The organism is Aerococcus viridans (genome assembly GCF_002083135.2).
In the GTDB taxonomy this organism is placed as follows: domain Bacteria; phylum Bacillota; class Bacilli; order Lactobacillales; family Aerococcaceae; genus Aerococcus; species Aerococcus viridans_C.
Genome location: NZ_NBTM02000001.1, coordinates 1,658,655 through 1,679,470 on the forward strand (window position 1 = coordinate 1,658,655; position 20,816 = coordinate 1,679,470).

The 20,816-nt window shown below is 39.3% G+C and carries 18 protein-coding genes; 12 read left to right on the forward strand and 6 right to left on the reverse strand.

The window, feature by feature from the left end; genetic code table 11:
* Window positions 1–6: 6 nt before the first annotated feature.
* On the forward strand, window positions 7–633 hold the full coding sequence (locus A6J77_RS07735; RefSeq protein WP_083069668.1) for an XTP/dITP diphosphatase: 627 nt from the start codon (window positions 7–9) through the stop codon (window positions 631–633).
* The gene (locus A6J77_RS07740) at window positions 611–1,105 is read left to right on the forward strand and encodes a YfcE family phosphodiesterase (protein ID WP_083069670.1); all 495 of its coding nucleotides are present in this window, start codon (window positions 611–613) and stop codon (window positions 1,103–1,105) included. The genes A6J77_RS07735 and A6J77_RS07740 overlap by 23 nt, the downstream gene beginning before the upstream one ends.
* Window positions 1,106–1,181: 76 nt before the next feature.
* Here A6J77_RS07740 and A6J77_RS07745 read toward each other — a convergent pair whose 3' ends face one another.
* Window positions 1,182–2,048, reverse strand: a complete 867-nt coding sequence (locus A6J77_RS07745) for a mechanosensitive ion channel family protein (protein WP_227645155.1) — start codon at window positions 2,046–2,048, stop codon at window positions 1,182–1,184.
* Window positions 2,049–2,271: 223 nt separating this feature from the next.
* Here A6J77_RS07745 and A6J77_RS07750 point away from each other — a divergent pair, with 223 nt between their 5' ends.
* The 7 genes from A6J77_RS07750 to A6J77_RS07780 all read left to right on the forward strand — a co-directional run bounded on the left by A6J77_RS07750 (window position 2,272) and on the right by A6J77_RS07780 (window position 9,007).
* Window positions 2,272–2,814: a DUF948 domain-containing protein gene (locus A6J77_RS07750; protein ID WP_083069672.1), complete on the forward strand. Its 543-nt coding sequence runs from the start codon at window positions 2,272–2,274 to the stop codon at window positions 2,812–2,814.
* A 36-nt stretch (window positions 2,815–2,850) separates the two neighbouring features.
* The gene (locus A6J77_RS07755; RefSeq protein WP_083069673.1) at window positions 2,851–3,354 is read left to right on the forward strand and encodes a YtxH domain-containing protein; all 504 of its coding nucleotides are present in this window, start codon (window positions 2,851–2,853) and stop codon (window positions 3,352–3,354) included.
* Window positions 3,355–3,630: 276 nt separating this feature from the next.
* On the forward strand, window positions 3,631–4,632 hold the full coding sequence (locus A6J77_RS07760; protein ID WP_048729690.1) for a substrate-binding domain-containing protein: 1,002 nt from the start codon (window positions 3,631–3,633) through the stop codon (window positions 4,630–4,632).
* Between the two features lie 111 nt (window positions 4,633–4,743).
* The gene (locus tag A6J77_RS07765; RefSeq protein ID WP_083069675.1) at window positions 4,744–6,108 is read left to right on the forward strand and encodes a CapA family protein; all 1,365 of its coding nucleotides are present in this window, start codon (window positions 4,744–4,746) and stop codon (window positions 6,106–6,108) included.
* Between the two features lie 301 nt (window positions 6,109–6,409).
* Window positions 6,410–6,673: an ACT domain-containing protein gene (locus A6J77_RS07770; RefSeq protein ID WP_016896993.1), complete on the forward strand. Its 264-nt coding sequence runs from the start codon at window positions 6,410–6,412 to the stop codon at window positions 6,671–6,673.
* Window positions 6,674–6,694: 21 nt separating this feature from the next.
* On the forward strand, window positions 6,695–8,053 hold the full coding sequence (locus A6J77_RS07775) for a PFL family protein (protein ID WP_083069677.1): 1,359 nt from the start codon (window positions 6,695–6,697) through the stop codon (window positions 8,051–8,053).
* Between the two features lie 123 nt (window positions 8,054–8,176).
* Complete coding sequence (locus A6J77_RS07780) at window positions 8,177–9,007, forward strand: aldo/keto reductase (RefSeq protein ID WP_048729681.1); 831 nt, start codon at window positions 8,177–8,179, stop codon at window positions 9,005–9,007.
* Between the two features lie 493 nt (window positions 9,008–9,500).
* Here A6J77_RS07780 and A6J77_RS07785 read toward each other — a convergent pair whose 3' ends face one another.
* Entirely contained in the window at window positions 9,501–10,322 is an 822-nt protein-coding gene (locus tag A6J77_RS07785) for an aminotransferase class IV (protein WP_083069678.1), read from the reverse strand.
* A gap of 496 nt (window positions 10,323–10,818) precedes the next feature.
* Between A6J77_RS07785 and A6J77_RS07790 the strand changes: the two genes are divergently transcribed.
* Window positions 10,819–11,967, forward strand: coding sequence for a zinc-dependent alcohol dehydrogenase (locus tag A6J77_RS07790; protein ID WP_083069680.1), 1,149 nt, complete (start codon window positions 10,819–10,821; stop codon window positions 11,965–11,967).
* Window positions 11,968–12,382: 415 nt separating this feature from the next.
* On the opposite strand, the gene A6J77_RS07795 is transcribed toward A6J77_RS07790, so the two are convergent.
* The gene (locus A6J77_RS07795; RefSeq protein ID WP_083069682.1) at window positions 12,383–14,914 is read right to left on the reverse strand and encodes a transglycosylase domain-containing protein; all 2,532 of its coding nucleotides are present in this window, start codon (window positions 14,912–14,914) and stop codon (window positions 12,383–12,385) included.
* Between the two features lie 229 nt (window positions 14,915–15,143).
* Between A6J77_RS07795 and A6J77_RS07800 the strand changes: the two genes are divergently transcribed.
* Together A6J77_RS07800 and A6J77_RS07805 are read left to right on the forward strand one after the other, a co-directional pair.
* Window positions 15,144–16,049 carry a diacylglycerol/lipid kinase family protein gene (locus A6J77_RS07800; RefSeq protein ID WP_227645156.1) on the forward strand — a complete coding sequence of 302 codons (906 nt, stop codon included), beginning with the start codon at window positions 15,144–15,146 and terminating at the stop codon, window positions 16,047–16,049.
* 72 nt (window positions 16,050–16,121) lie between these two features.
* Window positions 16,122–16,853: a YebC/PmpR family DNA-binding transcriptional regulator gene (locus A6J77_RS07805; RefSeq protein ID WP_083069686.1), complete on the forward strand. Its 732-nt coding sequence runs from the start codon at window positions 16,122–16,124 to the stop codon at window positions 16,851–16,853.
* Window positions 16,854–16,980: 127 nt separating this feature from the next.
* On the opposite strand, the gene A6J77_RS07810 is transcribed toward A6J77_RS07805, so the two are convergent.
* Genes A6J77_RS07810 through A6J77_RS07820 form a run of 3 tightly spaced genes read right to left on the reverse strand, consistent with a single transcriptional unit; the run spans window position 16,981 to window position 20,816 of the window.
* Window positions 16,981–17,601: a V-type ATP synthase subunit D gene (locus tag A6J77_RS07810; protein WP_083069688.1), complete on the reverse strand. Its 621-nt coding sequence runs from the start codon at window positions 17,599–17,601 to the stop codon at window positions 16,981–16,983.
* A gap of 14 nt (window positions 17,602–17,615) precedes the next feature.
* A complete protein-coding gene (locus A6J77_RS07815) occupies window positions 17,616–19,037 on the reverse strand; it encodes a V-type ATP synthase subunit B (protein WP_083069690.1) in 1,422 nt (473 codons plus the stop codon).
* Between the two features lie 12 nt (window positions 19,038–19,049).
* On the reverse strand, window positions 19,050–20,816 hold the full coding sequence (locus A6J77_RS07820) for a V-type ATP synthase subunit A (protein WP_083069692.1): 1,767 nt from the start codon (window positions 20,814–20,816) through the stop codon (window positions 19,050–19,052).

Sequence of the window (20,816 nt, forward strand, 5' to 3'; positions counted from 1 at the left end):
TTTAATATGAAGAAAGTAATGATCGCTACAGCCAACCAGGGTAAAGCCAAGGAATTCAAGCAATTATTCGACCAATACGGGATTGAAGTTAAAACATTACTAGATTTTCCTGACTATCCAGATATTCCAGAAACTGGGACTACTTTCATTGAAAATGCTACGATTAAAGCCACAACAGCTGCGAAAGACTTGCACATTCCAGTTATTGCGGACGATTCCGGTCTAGCTATTGACGCACTTGACGGGGCACCAGGCGTTTATTCAGCTCGTTACGCAGGCCCTGAGAAGTCAGATGCCAATAACCGTAAAAAGGCCTTAACCGAGCTTGCTGACGTCCCTGACGCAGACAGAGGTGCGACTTTCCATACCTATCTAGTCGTTTCTGACGCACAAGGTAAAGTGATCAACCACTATCACGGCACTTTATCTGGGGTGATCTTACGTGAAGAACGCGGGGAAAATGGCTTCGGCTATGACCCAATTTTTTACGTACCAAGTGAAGGGTTAACCACAGCTGAAATGTCAGCAGAGAAAAAAGATTCTTTAAGTCACCGAGGGAATGCCTTACGTTTACTAGCCAAAGATTTAGAAAATGGGGAGTTGAACTTATATGAAGATTCTAATCACGAGTGATAACCACGGCGACCACGAAGCGCTGGTCAACCTAGTCTTAAAAGCAGGGGATGACATTGATCTATTTATCCACTGTGGTGACTCTGAGTTATCAGAAGATGATACCATCTGGGGTATTTTCCATACTGTAAGAGGGAACACTGACTATGGCAACTACAAGGACGCCATTAGCTTAAATACCCCTGAAGGGAAGATTGTCGTGACCCACGGCCATTTATATGGGGTAAAACAGAACTTGAAGAAATTGGTTGCCTTAGCAAAAGACAATCAAGCAGATGTCATCATGTACGGCCATACCCATGTCATGGATGACCAAGAAATCGACGGGATTAAAATTATTAACCCAGGTTCAATCCGCTTGCCAAAAGGTAAATACCCATACCCATCATTTGCCCTCTTAGACTGGCAAGGTGACAAGAAAGAAGTCACTTTCTACAATGCTGACTGGGAAGTTATTACAGAGGTTGGTTAAAAATAGAAAAAAGCCGCACGATCAAGTCCTAATTTGGACTTGATCGTGCGGCTTTTTGTGTATGTAATTGTAATGACTATAGTTCTGCCCCTGAGTCATAAACAGGTTGTTTGTAGCCATTACGTACAAGTAGGTCTGTAAGTTGTTCATAGTAGTATGAACGAACTGCCATCTTATCGCTATCTCTAGTATTGAATACTACCCGGTAGAATAAGCGGCCGACAGCGTCACGTTGGTAACCCCAAACTTCAGCTTCACCTAAAACCCGGTCATCAGAAGAAGCTAATGATAAACCATCTTTAATAAGAGATTCGATTGAACCTAAATCAGCGTTTGGGTCAATGTACAAGTCTACGTACATACGACGAGTGGTATTAGAAGAGTTGGTTACATTTTCGATGTTGCGGTTAGGGATAAAGTGTCTTGAACCGTCGTCACCAGAAAGAATAGTTGTCCGGATACCCGTTGAGATAATGGTACCAGATAGACCAGCAATTGTTACATAGTCACCGACAGCAAATTGGTGTTCTAATAGAATGAAGAAACCATTCACAACGTCAGTGATAAAGCCTTGTGCACCGAGACCTAAGGCTAAAGAGGCAACCCCAGCACCGGCTACTAGTGTGGCTACTGGTAAACCTAGAATAGCTAGAATAGAGTAACCTAATAGGAAATAGTAAGTGTATTGAACAATGTTTTCCACTAATTTATGGAGGGTTTTGTTTCGTTGAATAGACCCGACATTGCGGTTTTCAATTCGTTTAGCGTCTCGTTCAAAGTATACGTCAACAATCCGGTCGACAGTCCTTTTGGCAATCCAAAAGATTAATGCAGTAATTACTAGTTCAAAAACGGTAGAAATTAAGCTTGAGAGTAGGCTAGCATAGTCAATTGATTCGATATAAGTGCGCCACCATTGTCTAATTTGATCCAAATAAATCATCCTTTCAATATAATCCTTGTTCTTCATGGTATCGAATGATGAAACTATTGTAAAGCCAATTGCAAAAGGGTTAACCAATATTTGAGCTATAGGATTTTTTAGCTTAAATTAAGTGCGTTATATTTTGTAAAGCCCTCTCATAGTGTGGTAGAATATTCTTATAGTTATATATTAAATATCTTATATTTAATGATATGAGAGATGGAGAAGGAGTGATTTTTACATGACCGGAGGCCAAATTGCGGGCTTAATCGCAGCAATAGCATTTGCGGCATTAGTGATCTACATTATTCTATTCTTACGTGAACTAACAAAAACCATGAAGGAAGTTACAGGTATTGTTAATGAAGCGAACGAAACAGTTAAAGTAGTCACCAAGGATGTGGATGCATTATCAATTGAGGTGCAAGGATTACTCAATAAGTCTAATGTGTTATTAGATGATGTGAATGGAAAAGTAGCTCAAGTGGACCCATTGTTCAAAGCAATCGGGGACATCGGGGTAACTGTTTCAGACGTGAATGATTCTACACGTAACCTGGTCCTAAATATTACCAATACTGCCCAAACAAAGGTAGATGATATTAAGGATAAAACAACAGGTGCTACTGAAGCTAGTTCAACTACAGTAACCGCTGATCAAGCAGTAAAACCTGGACAACCAAATGTGACGGGTATTCAAAAAGTGGGCCAATCAGCTAAAGCTTTATACCAAAAACGCCAAGTGCGTAAGGCACAAGAAAATTCACAATCTAAACCATATTAATCAATATTATTAATTGAAAGAAAGAGGGAAATATATATGTCTAGAAATACAGGTTCATTCTTATTAGGAGCAATCATCGGTGGTACTGCAGGTGCTGTAGCAGCATTATTATTCGCACCAAAATCAGGTCGCGAGTTCCGTGATGATTTAAATCAACAAGCAAACGTTCTTCGTGATACAGCTTTAGATTACGCTGATATCGTCACTGAAAAAGGTAACGTAATGTATCAAACTGCTAGCGACGCTGCGCAAGATATCCGCGTGAACTTATCAGAATCTGCTGAAGTTTTAAAAGCGCAATTAAACGAAGCAACTACTGAAGCAACTAAACAATACCAAGTAGCTCGTGATGAAGTGGCAAGTGCTTATGCAGATGCCAAAAATACGACTACCCAAGCAACAGAAGATGCAAAAGCTGAAGTTGCGGAAGGTACTGAAGAAGCGAAAGTCGCTACTGATAAAGCAGCAGGTAAAGAACAACCACTTAAAGAAGACGCTGAAAAAGTGAAAAAACAAGTGGAAGAAGTTAAAGAGAAATAATTGCTGACTTAAGCAAATGAAACAGGATTGTCTACAAGTATTTGAGGTTTTGAAATACTTGTAGGCAATTTTTGTTGTGTTTTGTAAAAGCCATGCAAATTTTGCACTTTTTTCTGAAAATGGCTTGTTAAACAAGTCAAATACTGATAGAATATGAAAATGCGCATGAAAGCAATCACTGTATCAAAGAAAACGTTTGCAAATATAACTTTTTAGTGCTATATTGGGCAAAGTAAATATGAAAATAAATTTAAAAATTTTAAAGGAGCGATGAAGATGGAAAAACAAACTGTTACGATTTATGATGTTGCGCGTGAAGCACAAGTATCTATGGCTACAGTTTCTCGTGTTGTAAATGGTAACACGAATGTTAAACCTTCAACGCGTGCAAAAGTATTAGATGTAATTAAACGACTAGACTACCGTCCTAATGCGGTCGCACGTGGATTAGCAAGTAAAAAAACGACAACTGTTGGGGTATTATTACCAGATATCACAAATAATTTCTTTAGTGCTTTAGCTTTAGGGATTGATGATATTGCGTCAATGTACAAATACAACATTATCCTGGACAATGCAGATAATAAAAAAGAATCACAAGTTCTTTCTAATATCTTAGCAAAACAAGTAGATGGTGTTATCTACATGGGGCACCAATTATCTGACTCTGTTCGTGAAGAAATCAACCGTACAAACACACCGTTTGTATTAGCAGGTTTAAACGATGATAAAGGCGAAATTCCTTCTGTAAATATCGACTACACACAAGCTTTCTATGAAGCTGTTTCAGGTCTATTTGCACAAGGATACAAAAATATTGGTTTTCTCGCTGCTAAACCATATTTTACCAATAACTTAGACCGTTACAATGGTTACTTAAAAGCTTTGGAAGAAGCTGGTAAAGAATTGGACAAATCATTATTATTTGAAGTGCAAGACTCTCGTTTCAAAAACGGTGAAGACATAGCCCAACGAATCCGTGATTCAAAAGCAGACGGTATCGTTGTCGTTGGTGATGAGTTAGCGGTTAAAGTTACGAACCATATGGTGGATAACGATGTGAAAGTACCAGAGGAATTCGCTGTTGTAACGTCAAACAACACTGCCTTAACTGAAGTTGTTCGACCAACTTTAACGTCAATCGAACCACCTTTATATGATATTGGTGCCGTTTCAATGCGTATCCTAACAAAATTAATGAACAAAGAAGAAGAAATCGAAAACCATGTAACCTTACCACATAAATTTATTTTACGTGATTCAACTAAAGATGCATAAAGTGAGAAAGGCCCTCAAAGCGAAGTGCTTTGAAGGTCTTTTTTTACCTTGTTGTTTGAAAACTCTTCCTTTATCATTATTGTAATGAATTGGGAGAGGTGTTGGATTTAGATGAAGAATAAGTTGAGCCAGGGTAACCGAATATTACTAATGATTATAGCCATTGGACTACTCTGTCTAGTGGGCATTGCACTTGCCTACAATGGGATTGTTTCAACAAGTAACTCCAATGAAAATGGGGATGAACAAGCGGGAAACGATACGCCAGCCATACAAGTGCCGTCCTTTTTATCACATCTGCCTGCTAAGGAAACTGAGGACCGGTGGCAGGGTGTGGATGGGACTTTTGTCTTGCGGTCGGTTGGGGATGTTTTGATCCATACAGAGGTGACAGCAACGGCTGATACGACAGCGGATGTGTTTGCGGACCAAACGGCTTCACTGCAGGGTGCGGGTGCCTTGACTGGCGACAATTTAATTGCCTATGGTTCAAATGGTGGGGACACGGCGGTTGATCTAGGTGTTTCGGACTACAATTTTGACCCTATGGTCGCTAAAATTGCGCCATTTACATCATATGCAGATTATACAGTGGCCAACCTGGAGATTCCTGCGGCCTATCCTGAATTGCCGGTGGCGACTTACCCGAATTTCAATATGCCTTCGTCCATTCTGGGGTCTTTGAAGCGGGCTGGTATTGACGGCGTGTCAACTGCAACAAACCACACGTTGGACCAGTTTGCGAACGGAGCTTACATCACTATGGACCATTTGGATGAGGCTGGGCTCATGTATTACGGGGCTTTTCGTAGTCAAGAAGACCATGACACAGCAAGGATTGTCGAGAAAAATGGGATTAAGTTGGGCTTTCTGGCTTATACTTATGGGACCAACGGCATGGTTCCGCCCGAAGATGAGCCGTGGGTGGTCAACTATGCGGATTTACCAGTGATGCTTGAAGAAGTGGCGGCATTGAATGACCAAGTGGATGCGGTTGTTGTGTCCTTACATTTGGGGACTGAATACGGGACGTTGCCGGATGATGAACAAATCACTGTGACCCAGGCCTTGGCAGATGCTGGGGTAAAATTGGTAATTGGCGGACACCCGCATGATTTACAGCCAGTGAATTGGTTGAATGACAAGGATACCTATGTAATTTATTCGCAAGCGTCATTTATGACTGGTCAAGTTGCGGATGATAATAAAGTTGGGGGCATTCATGAGGTGACTTTTGAACGTGACGAAAACGGTGAAGTACAAGTGCGCGCCGGGAAATTCATGCCGACTTATTTTTCAGGGACAGCTAATGAGACTTCATATGAAAGTGTCCCACTAGGGGATTATAAGGGGCAAAATAATGATCAAGCGGCTTGGGTTGAGACCATCCATGACCGGATGATGACTTATACAGAAGATTTTACCTATGAGGATTACTTAGAGACTGCTTGGACACAAGGCGTTAACTACGAATAGTAACAGTAGATAGGAGATTGCTGAGAAGCGTGGATTTTACAGTAACTTTAGTAAAATACTTTTAGTAAAATGCAATAAGGGATTGATTTTGTATCGAATTCCCCTTAAAATGTTAGCTTTTTTGTGAGAATGTTATCTTTTAATGTTGTTTTCAAATGGCATAGATTATAATAGGATGAGATTTTGTTTATTTTGGTCAGGAGGCATATGTACTTGGCAATAAATAAAACAATGACCTTATTTAAGTTGTTAGTGGGAATTGTATTAATAACAGGATAAATAAATTGAAGGATGGGGTAATATGCAAGCAGTAATTACAGTAATTGGTAAGGATAAGGTTGGTATTTTAGCGAAAGCAGCCACTAAATGTGCAGAATTAAACGCAAATATTGTAGATGTTGAGCAATCAATCATGCAAGACCTTTTTACCATGGTGATGATTGTCAATATTGATGGTTTAAACGTTGAATTTGAGGACTTTAAAAAAGAAATTAAAGATGCATTAACTGCTATGGAAGTTTATGTAATGCACGAAGATATTTTTAATGCCATGCATAAAATTTAAGTCAGTTAAGGAGAAACAAACATGCTAGAAATGAATAATATCATTGAAACAGTTTCAATGATTAAAGACAACAATTTAGATATTCGAACAATTACAATGGGGATTTCATTGATTGACTGTGCAGATCCAGATATCGACCGTGCCTGTCAAAAGGTATACGATAAAATCACCACAGTTGCTAAAGACTTGGTGAAAACCGGTGAAGAAATTGAAGAAAAATACGGGATTCCAATTGTTAATAAGCGTATTGCTGTAACGCCAATTTCGCAATTATTAGCGGCTTCAGGTGGCGACCCATTGAAATATGCCCATATCTTAGACAAGGCAGCCAATGCAGTTGGCGTCAACTACATCGGTGGGTATACAGCATTAGTTCATAAAGGATTTTCTGCTGGGGACCGTGCTTTAATCGAATCGATTCCACAAGCCATGGCTGAAACAGACCACGTTTGTTCATCCGTTAATATTGGGTCAACACGTGCAGGTATCAACATGGATGCTGTTAAAATCATGGGTGAGGTTGTCCGTAAGGCAGCTGAATTAACCCAAGAAAATGAAAGCATGGGGGCTTCTAAGATTGTCGTCTTCTGTAATGCAGTTGAAGATAATCCGTTCATGGCCGGTGCCTTCCACGGTCAAGGGGAGCCGGATGTTGTGATTAACGTTGGGGTTTCTGGACCAGGTGTTGTCCGCAATGCTCTTGCAGAATTGCCAAAAGATGCATCTCTTGAAACAGTTGCGGATACTATTAAACAAACAGCTTTCAAAGTCACTCGTATGGGCCAATTAGTGGGGACCGAAGCCTCTAACATGCTAGGTGTACCCTTTGGTATTGTAGACTTATCATTAGCGCCTACGCCAGCTGTCGGCGATTCTGTTGCTCATATCTTAGAAGAAATTGGTTTAGACCAAGTGGGTGCCCATGGTTCAGTAGCGACTCTAGCCATGCTAAACGATGCAGTTAAAAAAGGCGGGATCATGGCATCATCAAATGTTGGTGGTTTATCAGGTGCCTTCATTCCAGTAAGTGAGGATGCCGGGATGATTGCAGCTGCAGCTAACGGTACTTTAAATATTGAAACGTTAATGTCTATGACGGCTGTATGTTCAGTTGGTTTAGATATGATTGTTATTCCTGGTGATACAACGCCTGAAATTATTTCAGCGATTATTGCCGATGAAGCAGCGATTGGGATGATCAATTCCAAAACAACCGCTGTTCGAGTAATTCCAGCTATCGGTCGTCGTGATGATGAAGTTTTAAACTTTGGTGGTTTGTTCGGTGAAGCTTCTGTTATGCAAGTAAATCGAACTTCTCCAAATACCTTTATCCACCGTGGTGGCCGTATTCCAGCACCAATTCAATCACTTAAAAACTAAAGTAGATTTTAAAGTTAAAGCTCTTATCTTATCACAAGGTAAGAGCTTTTATTTGGTGGTCTGAAATTTTCCAACTATAATGTAGATACAGTGGAAACTGAATACGTATTAAGGGGAAATTACATGAATTTATTAAATCAAACATTAACCTTAAATAATGGGGTAGAAGTCCCACAAATCGCATTAGGGACTTGGCAAACACCGACTGCTGAAGCAGTGAGCTCAGTCCGTTTTGCCCTAGACAATGGCTACAAACACATTGATGGTGCCCATGCTTACGAAAACTCTAAAGGGACTGGAGAAGGGATCAAATCTTCTAGTGTTAACCGTGAAGACATCTTTATCACAACTAAGGTTCGTGGAGAATCGAAAACTTATGAAGCGGCTATGGACAACTTTTACCAAGAGTTGAAAGATTTAGACACTGACTACGTAGACTTATTATTAGTCCACTGTCCAACACCTTGGCGCTTTTTCTCAAGAACTGATGACAAACGTCCAAGCTTCTATGAAGAAAATATCCAAGTATGGCGCGCTTTAGAGGAGTTGTATGATAAAGGCTTAGTCCGTGCAATCGGGGTTTCAAACTTTAACGCCGACGACTTACAAAACTTAATCGAAAACACAAATATTAAACCTGCTGTAAACCAAATCAAGTACCACATCGGCTATACCCAAGACGATATTGTATCTTATTGTGCAGCCAACGACATCATCGTTGAAGCCTATTCTTCATTAGGTACAGGCCGCTTATTAGGCAACGAAGATATCAAGGCAATTGCAGACAAATACGGTGTATCCGTACCGCAATTATGCTACCGTTATCCATTGCAAAAAGGCCACATCATCCTACCAAAATCAGTTCACGAAGAATACATTCTTGCCAATGCTGAATTAGATTTTGAAATTTCTGAAGCTGATATGGCAACTTTAGATGCAATCATTATTGAATAACCTGATTGTCATCTTTTATAAAAAAACGGGGCTAGGAGATACCTCGCTCTAGAAATAAAAATCGCGATGAAATAATTATTACTATGATTTTTTGTTGCGGTTTTTATTTTTGACTGATTTGTGTTTAAAGCGTACGTTTTTTTCTAGCCAGAGGGGCTAATTGGTTAGTTTCATGCTCATGAGAAACAGGCCAACGGTATTATGAACAGCAAACTTGCCTCTGACGTTGTTTTTTCGCATACTAAATACACTGTTCAATCGCACAAAAATAATATCCCCGTCAATTTTTCGTTTAGCGTAGATAACTTTTCTATTTTGTTATAATGTTGATAGGTGGTGAGTCACTCATTTAAATTCTTGTGAGTCAAATATCTTATAAAATATTTGACTCACTATGCTTTTTAAAAGGATAAAAACCCTTCAACTCTTTCTAGTTTAGAATGAGTTGAAGGGTTTCTTTGTTAGGAGACTAAGTCATTTTGCAATCTCCTTTTTAAGTATCTTTTTTAGAGGCAATGTACTGTTTCACTAAGCGATCGTATTCGCGCATAATTGACGAAATGACCGGTTTTTCCATCGACTCTAATGTGATAGAATCGATGGAAGCTATAGGCAATACATCGTTACCCGTTCCTGAAATAAAAGCGCCATCGATAGTATTTAATTCAGTCACAGGAATATTTTGCTCAATAATATCAATTTGCTGCTGTTGGCAAATAGCTACAACTTTAGAACGGACAATACCTGAAAGAACATTTTTAGCTGGAGAAGTATAGAGTTTATCACCCTTAACAATAAATAAATTTGAACGACTGCCTTCTGTGACGTTATCCTCTTGGTCGACTAACAGCACTTCATATGATCCTGTTTTTTCTCGTTCCGCTAGTACAGTTTTTTGATACTCTTCACGTTGTATCTTGATATTCGGATCTTCTCTTTCCAAATTCAACAATGTTGTTTTAATTCCAGTTTGATAATAGCTCGCAGGCGGATAAGGGCTTTTAGTGAAGAAAGCTAGTAAACCAATGTCTTTATTCCATATCAATTTGATATTTTGATCAAAAACACCATTCTTATCAATAAGTTGGTATAAACGATTGATTAAAATATCATCTGAATCTGTTAAAGGAACACCGACAGATAAAGCAAACGCTCTGAATCGTCGCAAATGATCTTCTAAAAATAGCGGTATGCCTTCTCTAACGCGAATCACTTCATACACATTTTTTCCTGTTAATTGTTCAAACGGATGCAGGTTGTCTGTGGATACTTCTTTATCATTATGATAGTAAAATTTTTTTTCAACATGTTCCATATTTTTCATCCTCTTTTATTTGATCATGGTGATTTATTCAGGAGAGTATCAATGTTCTATACTAGATAAGTTTATCACTTTTCCTAAATGAAGACAGCAGTGATTTTTTAGAGTTTTAGAGCTATAACTAGTTCTATGGTGTAATAGATAGTGTGATATTATATACAAAATACGTACTGGGAGAAGTTTTTTTAATACCAAAAGCGGAAGAAAACGACATATAATTTACATAGGGTTGATGGCTTTATTTAGTTGACCCATATTTCAGTATCGGTCATAGAACGCTTATTGATAGATAGCGACTTTCCAAGGGTAGCTTTAGTAGCAGAAATTTCTTGCTTTTTGAGAAAAATCATATGGCATAGCTAAAAGATTGGAGCTAGAATAAAGAAGGTTCCTTAATGTAAACGAGTACATAACTTTTGACTTATATAAAATAAGATGATAAATTGCTACTACAGTTGAAACTATCACTTTTATAAGAAGGAGAGATTTTATGCGCGCAGTAACATGGCAAGGAAACGAAAAAATGGAAGTCAAAACGGTCCCGGATCCTACGATTGAAGAACCCACCGATATGATCGTTCGCATTACAGCTACAGCTATTTGTGGTTCTGATTTGCATTTATACCATAACGGGAAACCGGTCATGGAAGAAGACTATGTAGTAGGGCATGAGCCTATGGGAATTGTAGAAGAAGTTGGTTCTGCAGTGACGAAAGTGAAAAAAGGCGACCGAGTTGTTATCCCTTTCAACATTGGTTGTGGAGAGTGTCATTTCTGTGCTCACCATATGGAAAGTCAATGTGACAATTCCAACCCTAATCCAGCGTTTGATCAAGGCGGGTTGTTCGGTTTTGGTAAAATGAACGGAAATCACCCTGGCGGGCAAGCTGAATACTTACGTGTCCCATTTGCAGATTTTACTTCTTTTGTTGTTCCTGAAAGTAATCTACCGGATGAAAAGGTATTATTTCTATCGGATGTACTGCCAACAGCATATTGGAGTGTAGAGCATAGTGGCATGAAACCAGGAGATACAGTGATCGTATTGGGTTCTGGCCCTATCGGATTATTTGTACAAAAATTTGCCAAAATGAAAGGTGCTAAACGTGTAATTGCCGTAGACAACGTCGCTCATCGTTTGGAGCATGCGAAAAAAATGAACGGCGTAGAGACCGTGAATTTTTCAGATGTGTCCCAAGTTGGTAGTGAATTATATGAAATGACTAAGGGCGGTGCTGAAGTAGTAATTGATTGTGTTGGAATGGATGGTGTAACACCAATCAAAGAAAAAACTAAAGAAATTCTTACCCCGCAAAGTGGTTCCTACTCACCAATTCAAACGGCAAGTGAAGCTGTGAAGAAATTTGGGACGTTGATGGTAACTGGGGTTTATATGACTCCAGCAACGAATTTCCCGTTCCAAGACTTCTTTACTCGTAGTGTGAATATTAAAATGGGACAAGCCCCGGTTATCCACTTGATGCCGAAAATCTATGATATGATTGAAAAAGGAGAATTCGACCCATCGGATATCATTACACATACAATGCCTTTGGAACGAGCCGCTGAAGCATACGATATTTTTGACAAAAAAGCAGATAATAATATTAAAGTAGTTTTGAAACCAGGTATGTCTTAAAAGAAATATCGGGGCTAGAAAATAACTAACTCTAAAAATAAAAAATGCGATGAGATAATCATAAAACGTGATTGTTTCGTCGCATTTTTATTTTTAGCGGATGTGGGAGATAAGAAATCATTCGGACACTTATGGCGATGTTTCTTTAGATTGCAACGACGTCGTTCGTGTACAAGATGCGCTTTAGGAATTGTCGATTCTTCCTTGATTGTAGCTTCAACTTGTATCAGTTTTCACCCAAATGATTAATGATTTTTTTAATACCTTCTGATGTTTCTGAAATTTATTCAGATAAAGCCATATCAATGTTTTTTAGATGGATAAAAACCCTTCAACTCTTTCTAATTTAGAATGAGTTGAAGGGTTCCTTTGTTAGGAGACAGCGTTATTTCCTAGCGCCATCTTTTTTATTTTTCTAACCATCTTGTTGAATATTATCTTCTTCAAGTTCTTGACGACGTTGTTCATTTTCTGCACTACGTAATTTAAAGGATTCTAATACTTCTTGAACCTTAGCATTTACAGTAACATTTGTCTTAGAACGGAAGCTTTCAAGTTTGTTCATGTAGTCATCCATCGAACCACCGATACCAAAGGTAAAGCTTGGTTCTTCTGGATCCATGGCAGCTGTGAACAACTCAGTGTTGGTTGCTGCTGATGAAGGAATTGTATAACTTGTATCATACGGTCCTTCAAAGGTACCAGAGGCCGTACCAGTTTCCGTTACAACTGTTTCCTCGTGAACACCTTCAGGTTCTGCTAAGACTTCACCAGACCCCATTGTATCCGGGTAGTAGTAGTTTAGCCGGGTACCTAAGGTTGTCCAGTAACGTAATGACCGTTGAGCTGGCGTTCCGTAAACGGTATTTTCAGCTTGGCTATATAGGTCACGAGTTTGCGTGATGTTATCATAACCAATCCAAGAAGTAAGGGTTACATTAGGTGTCGACCCGTTTGCCCACAAATCTCTAAATTGTTCTGAAGTACCAGTCTTCATGAACCAGTCTAAATCACTATCCATTTGCGAATTATAAGAGGCCATAGCACCCGCACTTGTCGCATCCTTTAAGATATCAGCAATTACATAGGCTACATCTTCATCAAAGACGCGTTCTTTTTGCGTTTGATGCTGGTAAACCACATTACCATTGGAATCAGTGATAGTTTCGATTAGGTAAGGTTCAACGTAAACCCCACCATTTGCGAAAGTCGCAAAGGCTGCCGCATTTTCTAATACAGTTGGACCAGTAGTTGTCCCACCAAGTGATAGGGCTAAGTTACTGAATTCATTACTTGAAATCGCATCCTTTAAGCCCATCTTGTATGCATAAGATTGAATATCGACGCCTTGGTTTAATAATTCATTATATAAGGCTAATGTCGGGTTATTCATAGACGTTGAAAGGGCATAGCGGGCGGTTACAAAGTCATTTGAAATAGTAGTCCCAAAGTTGGTTGGTTCATAAGGGGTCCCATCTGGTTGAACAATACGAGTATAAGTATCCGCTAGCATCGTGTTTGCGCCAGCAATTTGCTCTTGCAAGGCCGGACCGTAAGTCAAGATAGGTTTGAATGATGAACCAGGTGAACGACGAGATCTAAAGGCGTGGTCAACTTGGCTCATATCAAAGTCAATCCCACCAACAAATCCAAGGACTTGGCCCGTATCGTTATCTAGTAAAACCGTTCCATTTTGAACAGGTTCTACGACTTCAATTGGGTCACCATTTTCATCTGTTGATTCTGAATAATAAGTGGTACCGAATGAAGCAGAAAATTCTTGAACGGTTGAGTTCATAGTTTCGTAAATATCGGGATCGACTGTCGCTTTAATGGTTAAACCACCGTTACGCATTTGACTTTCAGCCTCATCATAATATTGGTTGTATAACTGATCATTGGCGTTAACATCAGCCATAGTCAGCCCATCAGCCGCTACTTTTTGTTCCATCAAGATATCAATGGTTTCAAGTTCAACCGCTTGATAGATGTATGAATTACGTTCATCTGGTACTTCTTCGCTGGTTCCAGCACTTAAGAAGTCTTGGGTAATATCATAATGAATCGCTTCTTGATATTCTTCTTCAGTAATATAGTTGGTTAACCGCATCCGTTGTAAGACTTCATGCGAACGAATAATCCCATCTTCTAAATATTCTACATCTTTTAATTCACCAGATTGCAAGAATGGGGTATAAGTATAAGGGTTTTGCGGAATGCCCACTAGGAAAGCTGCTTGCGCTAAAGTGACTTCACTCGCTGGTACCCCGAAAACACCTTGAGCTGCAGTTTCAATCCCTGCAATATTCTCCCCTTTATTATTCCGTCCGTATGGCGATTCATTCAAGTAACCTTGCAGAATTTGCTCTTTTGAATAGTGGTTTTCTAACCGCATCGCAAGTAAAATTTCTTTCGCTTTACGTTCAAAAGACACTTCATTGGTTAATAATTTTTGCTTGATCAATTGTTGGGTAATAGTTGAACCACCGGAAGATCCGCCTACACCAAGGAAGGTTGAAGCACCTGCCCGGATAATGGCTGAAGGGACAACACCATCATGCTCGAAGAAGTTTTCATCTTCTGTAGCCACTAAACCACTAATAATATATGGACTCACATTTTCCAGTTCAGTGTTTTCACGGACCAAGTCAGCGCGAATACTAGAAATTTCTGTATCATCACTATAAGTCATGGTCGAAATCTCACCGGCATTCCCCACCGCATTAGCAAGTTCCTCTTCAGTTGGGATTGGCATATCTTCCACCAAACCAATGAAATAGCCTGATCCTAAACCAAGCCCCAATGATCCACCAAGAAAGAGGATAAGTAATAAGAGTAGGAATATTTTAGCCAAGGATTTAAAAGCCACATTCACATAGAACATCACTTTTTCAGTCCCAGACAGCCCATTCCCAATTTTTTTCTTTTCTTCATTTTTTTTGTTCACTATACACACACTTTTCTATAACATATTTTATTGTAAAAATAGCTTGATTTGCTATTAATTATATCAAAACAATTGTATACATGCTATGTGAATTCCGCTCTGTAAAATGAATGTAAAATTGGCCTGGCTAACTTTCATTCGTATTCAAAATAATATAAGGCTAAACATAGCTAAATCACCAAGGGTCTAGTAAAATAAAGGTTATACAAAGCACATGGAGGTAGAGAAAATGTCTAAAGTAATGTTGATTATTAACCCATCATCTGGTAAAGGTGCGGGTAAAGAGATTCAAAGTGATTTAGAAAAGGCCTTGTACGCTTCATTTGATGACGTCGAAACAAAATTCACTGAAGGAGAAGGCGACGCCAAAAACTGGGCTCGAGAAGCTAGCGGTGAAGGTTACGAAGCCGTTGTCGTCGTTGGTGGTGATGGGACTGTTAACGAAGGAATTTCAGGAATCGCTGAAGCAGATTCAACCATTAAATTCGGTTTTATTCCACTAGGGACAGCCAATGATTTAGCACGTGCCTTAGGAATAAGTCTAAAACCTAAAGAAGCTGCTAAAGACCTGGCTAATTTTAAAACGCGGAGAATAGATATCGCTAAAATAAACGACCAGTACTTCTGCAACGTGGCTGCTATTGGGTCAATTCCAACAGCCGTAATGGAAACCTCAAGTGAAGAAAAATCAAAATTTGGTTTCTTTGCCTATGTGCGTGATTCAATGCGTGCTGTATTAAAAGATGACCAGTACACCTACAAATTAGTCTTAGACGACGATGAAGAAATTGAAATCTCAACAAAAGTACTTGTGATTGCCTTAACAAACAGTGTAGGTTCATTTGAAAACATGATTGCTGGAGCAACACCAGATGACGGTTTATTACATATCATGACCTTAAAAGATGAAAACTTATTAGCTGAATTACCTGGTATGCTTCATGAATTAAACGGCGGGTATATCTCTGAAGCCAGTAACATGATTACTTATAACGTCAAAAAAGTGGCTATCTCTGTTATAAATGAAGATGCGGACGAAGTGAAAGTGAATATTGACGGCGAGGTTGGTCCAGCGCTACCAATTGATATCGAAGTCTTACCATCACATGTGGAAGTAATGGTGCCTAATAAATAGGCTTCATTGCTATGATGTCAATACTTTGATATAATAACCTAGTGAAAAATTACAGGAAAGAGGGTATATGTCGTGGCTGGACATAATAAATGGAGTAAAATCAAAAACAAAAAAGGTGCAACCGATGCTAAACGGGCGAAAGTATTCCAAAAACTTTCTCGTGAAATTTATGTAGCAACGAAAGCGGGTGGACCTGATCCAGAATCAAACCCATCTTTACGTTTGGTTATGGATAAAGCAAAAGCAGCGAACATGCCTAATGACAATGTGAACCGTGCGATTGAAAAAGGTTCAAGTAACAGCGCTGGTGAAGACTACGATGAAATCACTTACGAAGGTTATGGGCCAGGCGGTATTGCCATTTTAGTTGAAACCTTAACTGATAATACCAACCGTACTTTAACCAATATCCGTACTATTTTTAACAAAAACGGTGGTTCATTAGGTGAATCAGGTTCAGTTGCTTACATGTTTGACCGTCAAGGTTACATAGTGATTGAACGTGAAGGTTTAGAGCTTGACGAAGATGAAATGTTAATGAACGTAATCGAAGCTGGTGGGGAAGACATGACAACTTCGGACGAAGTATTTGAAATTTCTACAGAAGCTTCTGACTTCACTGATGTTCGTGACGCTTTAGAAGCGCAAGGATTCAAATTAGCACAAGCTGAAATCACAATGGTAGCTAAAACAATGTTAGAACTACCTGAAGATAAAGCTGGCCAACTTGAAAACTTGATCGACTTATTAGAAGACGATGATGATGTACAAAACGTACATTACAATACAGAATTAGCTGAATAAAGTTATTCAATACAAATAGTGTTGGTAGGGGTTCGAAGGAACTCCCATCAACACTTTTTATATAATCAAAAAGACGACCTAAGTATACTGGTGCGAAACCAGTTTACATAGGTCGTCTTTATCTTTACTACTTGCTATTTAAGATACGTTTAACCACTTTAAGACGGGTAAATTCTTCACGTTCTTTCTCTTCAAGCGCTGAAGAAATAGATTTTTGTGCACCTTCCAATTGAGGAATGGTCACGTTTTGAAGGGCATTTACACGTTTTTGCGTTTTCTGCATGTTGTTCGCTAAACGATAAGCCGCATTCTCAACTTCAGCGATTTGAATCAGCAATTCTTTTACCCGACGAAAGGCAATTCGTGCTTCATCAATAGCCACTGTATTGTCATAGAATGAGTAGGCGGGCTTCATAGGTCGAGGTTTGTAATTAATTTCTGGCACCTCTGAACCCATGACACTACGTACTTTTAATTGGATATCATCTTCAACACTCACGTTGGTTGATGCATCATGTACACTTAAAATACCATTTTCATAAGCAGCAATTGATAATTTATGATAAGCCAACTCATAAGCCTTTTTAAGGTCATCCTGTAAGCCGGATGCTTTATTTAGCAAACCAATCAACTCATTCATCAAGATAATCCGTTTCCGGTCCAGCAATAGATAACCGTTACGCGAAAGATCTAATGTCTTTTGAATCTGCATTAAGTTCCCCTTGGTAGGGGTGTTATTAATATCCATTAATTTTCACCACCTTATACTAGGGGCTTGTCAGTTGTTTGTTGGTTTAATACCTCATCAGCTGTGTTTTTGTAGTATTTATCAAGGACTTCAGTATCCATACGTGTCAATTCTTCACGTGGGAAAATACCTAGTAATTGCCAACCTAAGTCCAATGTCTCTTGGATGGTTCTTGTTTCATCTTGGCCTTGACCAACAAATTTTTGTTCGAATAATTCACCAAATTTAAGGTAAAGTTTATCAACATCCGATAACTCTTCTTCCCCGATAACAGAAGCTAAAGATTTTGCCTCGTTAGCACCAGAATAAGAAGCGAATAACTGGTTAGCTACATCAGAGTGGTCTTCACGGGTAAATCCTTCACCAATACCATCTTTCATCAAACGAGATAGTGAGGGTAGAATCCCAACTGGTGGATAAACGTTTTTACCTTCAATCACACGGTCTAATACAATTTGCCCTTCAGTGATGTAACCAGTAAGGTCAGGAATAGGGTGCGTGATATCGTCATTAGGCATGGTCAAAATAGGAATTTGCGTTACTGAACCTGGTTTACCTTTAACGATACCCGCACGTTCATAAATAGTCGCCAATTCAGAGTAAAGGTAACCTGGGTAACCTTTACGAGAAGGGATTTCTTGTTTTGCTGAAGATACTTCACGTAACGCCTCAGCAAAAGAAGTCATATCCGTTAAGATAACTAACACATGTTTACCTAAATCATAAGCCAAGTATTCAGCCGTTGTTAGGGCCACACGAGGCGTGATTAGACGTTCCATAACGGGATCATCGGCGGTATTCACGAACATGGTTACGTGGTCCATGGCACCAGATTCTTCAAATGAACGGCGGAAGTAGTCAGCAATATCATGTTTTACACCCATTGCAGCAAATACAACCGCGAATTCTTCATCAGAATCTTCACCTAATTTGGCTTGTTTAACAATTTGAGCAGCTACTTGGTTATGGCTCATTCCATCACCAGAGAAGATTGGTAATTTTTGACCACGAATCAAAGTCATCAACCCATCAATTGCAGAGAAACCAGTTTCAATATAGTCACGTGGGTAAACACGAGATACTGGGTTAAGCGGGGCACCATTCACATCACGTTTGATACCAGAGTGGACAGGTCCTAAATTGTCGATTGGACGACCGATACCATCGAATACGCGACCTTGAATTTCTGGTGCCAATTCGATTTCCAAACCATGGCCAGTAAATTGAGTATGTGTATTATCTAAAGACATTGAAGTAGTGGAGTCAAATACTTGGATAATAGCTTTTTCACCTTCCATTGTAATAATTTGACCTAATTTTTCTTCGTTGCTATTCACGCGAAAGCGTACGATATCGTTATATGCAGCGCCTCTAACACCATCTACAACTACTAGAGGGCCATTAATGGAGTTTAATCCTAGATATTCTATTGCCATCATTATTCCCCCTTAACCGTTCTCTTGCATTGCTTTTTCATAGAAGGCATCAATATCTTCAAAGTAGTGATCAAAATCAGCTATATTATCGTTTGAAGTAGTATATTTCATATTGATGACATCCGTGAAAATACTTGATTTGTTTAGATAAGACATTGGCATACCCCATTGAATCAATGATTTAGCCCGGTGATGTAAGTATAAAATAACTTCCATCATTTTTTCTTGTTTAGCCATAGGAACCGCAGAGTCGATTTTATGGAAGGTATTTTGTTGTAAGAAACCCTCACGGAAAACACGCGCAGTTTGTAAGACTAATTTTTGATGATCCGGTAAGACATCAGAACCAATTAGTTTTACAACTTCCATTAATTGATCTTCTTCATGTAAAAGAGCCATCATTTCAGCACGGTTAGCTAGGAATTTTTCAGAAATGTTGGCAGTATACCAAGCACCTAAATCATCCACATATTGACTATAAGAATTCATCCAGTTAATTGCAGGATAGTGACGTTTATGTGCAAGTTCTGAATCTAGCCCCCAGAAACAACGTACGAAACGTTTAGTGTTTTGGGTAACTGGCTCTGAGAAGTCCCCACCTTGAGGAGATACAGCACCGATAATCGATACTGAACCTTCTGATTGGTTTAAGTTACGCATGTAACCAGCACGTTCATAGAAGGTAGCAATACGACTAGCTAAGTATGCAGGGAAACCTTCTTCAGCGGGCATTTCTTCAAGACGACCAGATAACTCACGTAAAGCTTCGGCCCAACGAGAAGTTGAATCGGCCATGATCGCTACGTCATAACCCATATCACGGTAGTATTCAGCGATTGTTAAACCTGTATAAATAGAGGCTTCACGGGCTGCTACCGGCATGTTAGAAGTGTTGGCAATTAAAACTGTACGTTCCATCAAAGGCGCATTTGAACGAGGGTCAATCAATTTTGAGAAGTCTTCAAGTACTTCGGTCATTTCGTTCCCACGTTCACCACAACCAATGTAGACAATCACATCAGCATCAGCATATTTGGCAATCTGATGTTGCATAGTCGTTTTCCCAGTACCGAAACCACCAGGAATCGCAGCAGTACCACCTTTAGCGATAGGAAAGACTGAGTCAATAATCCGTTGACCAGTTACAAGTGGAGTAGTTGACTCGAATCGAGAAGCAACAGGACGTGCTTGACGGATTGGCCATTCTTGATAAGCTTTGATTTCATCAATGTCACCATTGAAGCGGCGTACTTTAACCAAGATATCCTCGATTGTATAGTCACCTTCAGTAACGACTTCTATGACTTCACCAACAGTTGTAGGAGGTACCAATACTTTATGGGTAACGGCATTTGATTCTGGGATTTCGGCGATAATTGCACCACCAGAAACTTGATCACCGACTTTAACAACTGGTTTCACGTGCCATAAGGTTGATTTATCAAGTGAATCTACTTGAACACCACGTTTGATCATGTATCCGGATTGTTTTTCAATTTCAACTAAAGGACGTTCAATACCATCATAGATATTATTGATTAAACCAGGGCCTAACTGTACTTTAATCGGCATTGTTGTACCGTAAACGCGTTCTCCTGGACGGATACCCGCAGTTTCTTCGTATACTTGAATAGTGGTTTCTTTTTCATTGATGGAAATAACTTCCCCAACTAATTTGTCTTCACCAACGTGGACCATCTCTTGCATAGATAAGTCGGTTGGACCAGCGATTTTAACGATTGGACCCGAAATTGAATAAATTAAATTTTCGTTTGCCAT

Bases quoted from the DNA above. Each gene is read 5' to 3' on its own strand.
- A6J77_RS07735 (WP_083069668.1), top strand. From the start codon at position 7: ATGAAGAAAGTAATGATCGCTACAGCCAACCAGGGTAAAGCCAAGGAA.
- A6J77_RS07775 (WP_083069677.1), top strand. From the start codon at position 6,695: ATGCTAGAAATGAATAATATCATTGAAACAGTTTCAATGATTAAAGAC.
- A6J77_RS07750 (WP_083069672.1), top strand. From the start codon at position 2,272: ATGACCGGAGGCCAAATTGCGGGCTTAATCGCAGCAATAGCATTTGCG.
- A6J77_RS07820 (WP_083069692.1), bottom strand. From the start codon at position 20,816: ATGGCAAACGAAAATTTAATTTATTCAATTTCGGGTCCAATCGTTAAA.
- A6J77_RS07810 (WP_083069688.1), bottom strand. From the start codon at position 17,601: ATGGATATTAATAACACCCCTACCAAGGGGAACTTAATGCAGATTCAA.
- A6J77_RS07815 (WP_083069690.1), bottom strand. From the start codon at position 19,037: ATGGCAATAGAATATCTAGGATTAAACTCCATTAATGGCCCTCTAGTA.
- A6J77_RS07800 (WP_227645156.1), top strand. From the start codon at position 15,144: ATGTCTAAAGTAATGTTGATTATTAACCCATCATCTGGTAAAGGTGCG.
- A6J77_RS07740 (WP_083069670.1), top strand. From the start codon at position 611: ATGAAGATTCTAATCACGAGTGATAACCACGGCGACCACGAAGCGCTG.
- A6J77_RS07760 (WP_048729690.1), top strand. From the start codon at position 3,631: ATGGAAAAACAAACTGTTACGATTTATGATGTTGCGCGTGAAGCACAA.
- A6J77_RS07755 (WP_083069673.1), top strand. From the start codon at position 2,851: ATGTCTAGAAATACAGGTTCATTCTTATTAGGAGCAATCATCGGTGGT.
- A6J77_RS07780 (WP_048729681.1), top strand. From the start codon at position 8,177: ATGAATTTATTAAATCAAACATTAACCTTAAATAATGGGGTAGAAGTC.
- A6J77_RS07790 (WP_083069680.1), top strand. From the start codon at position 10,819: ATGCGCGCAGTAACATGGCAAGGAAACGAAAAAATGGAAGTCAAAACG.
- A6J77_RS07765 (WP_083069675.1), top strand. From the start codon at position 4,744: ATGAAGAATAAGTTGAGCCAGGGTAACCGAATATTACTAATGATTATA.
- A6J77_RS07770 (WP_016896993.1), top strand. From the start codon at position 6,410: ATGCAAGCAGTAATTACAGTAATTGGTAAGGATAAGGTTGGTATTTTA.
- A6J77_RS07785 (WP_083069678.1), bottom strand. From the start codon at position 10,322: ATGGAACATGTTGAAAAAAAATTTTACTATCATAATGATAAAGAAGTA.
- A6J77_RS07745 (WP_227645155.1), bottom strand. From the start codon at position 2,048: ATGATTTATTTGGATCAAATTAGACAATGGTGGCGCACTTATATCGAA.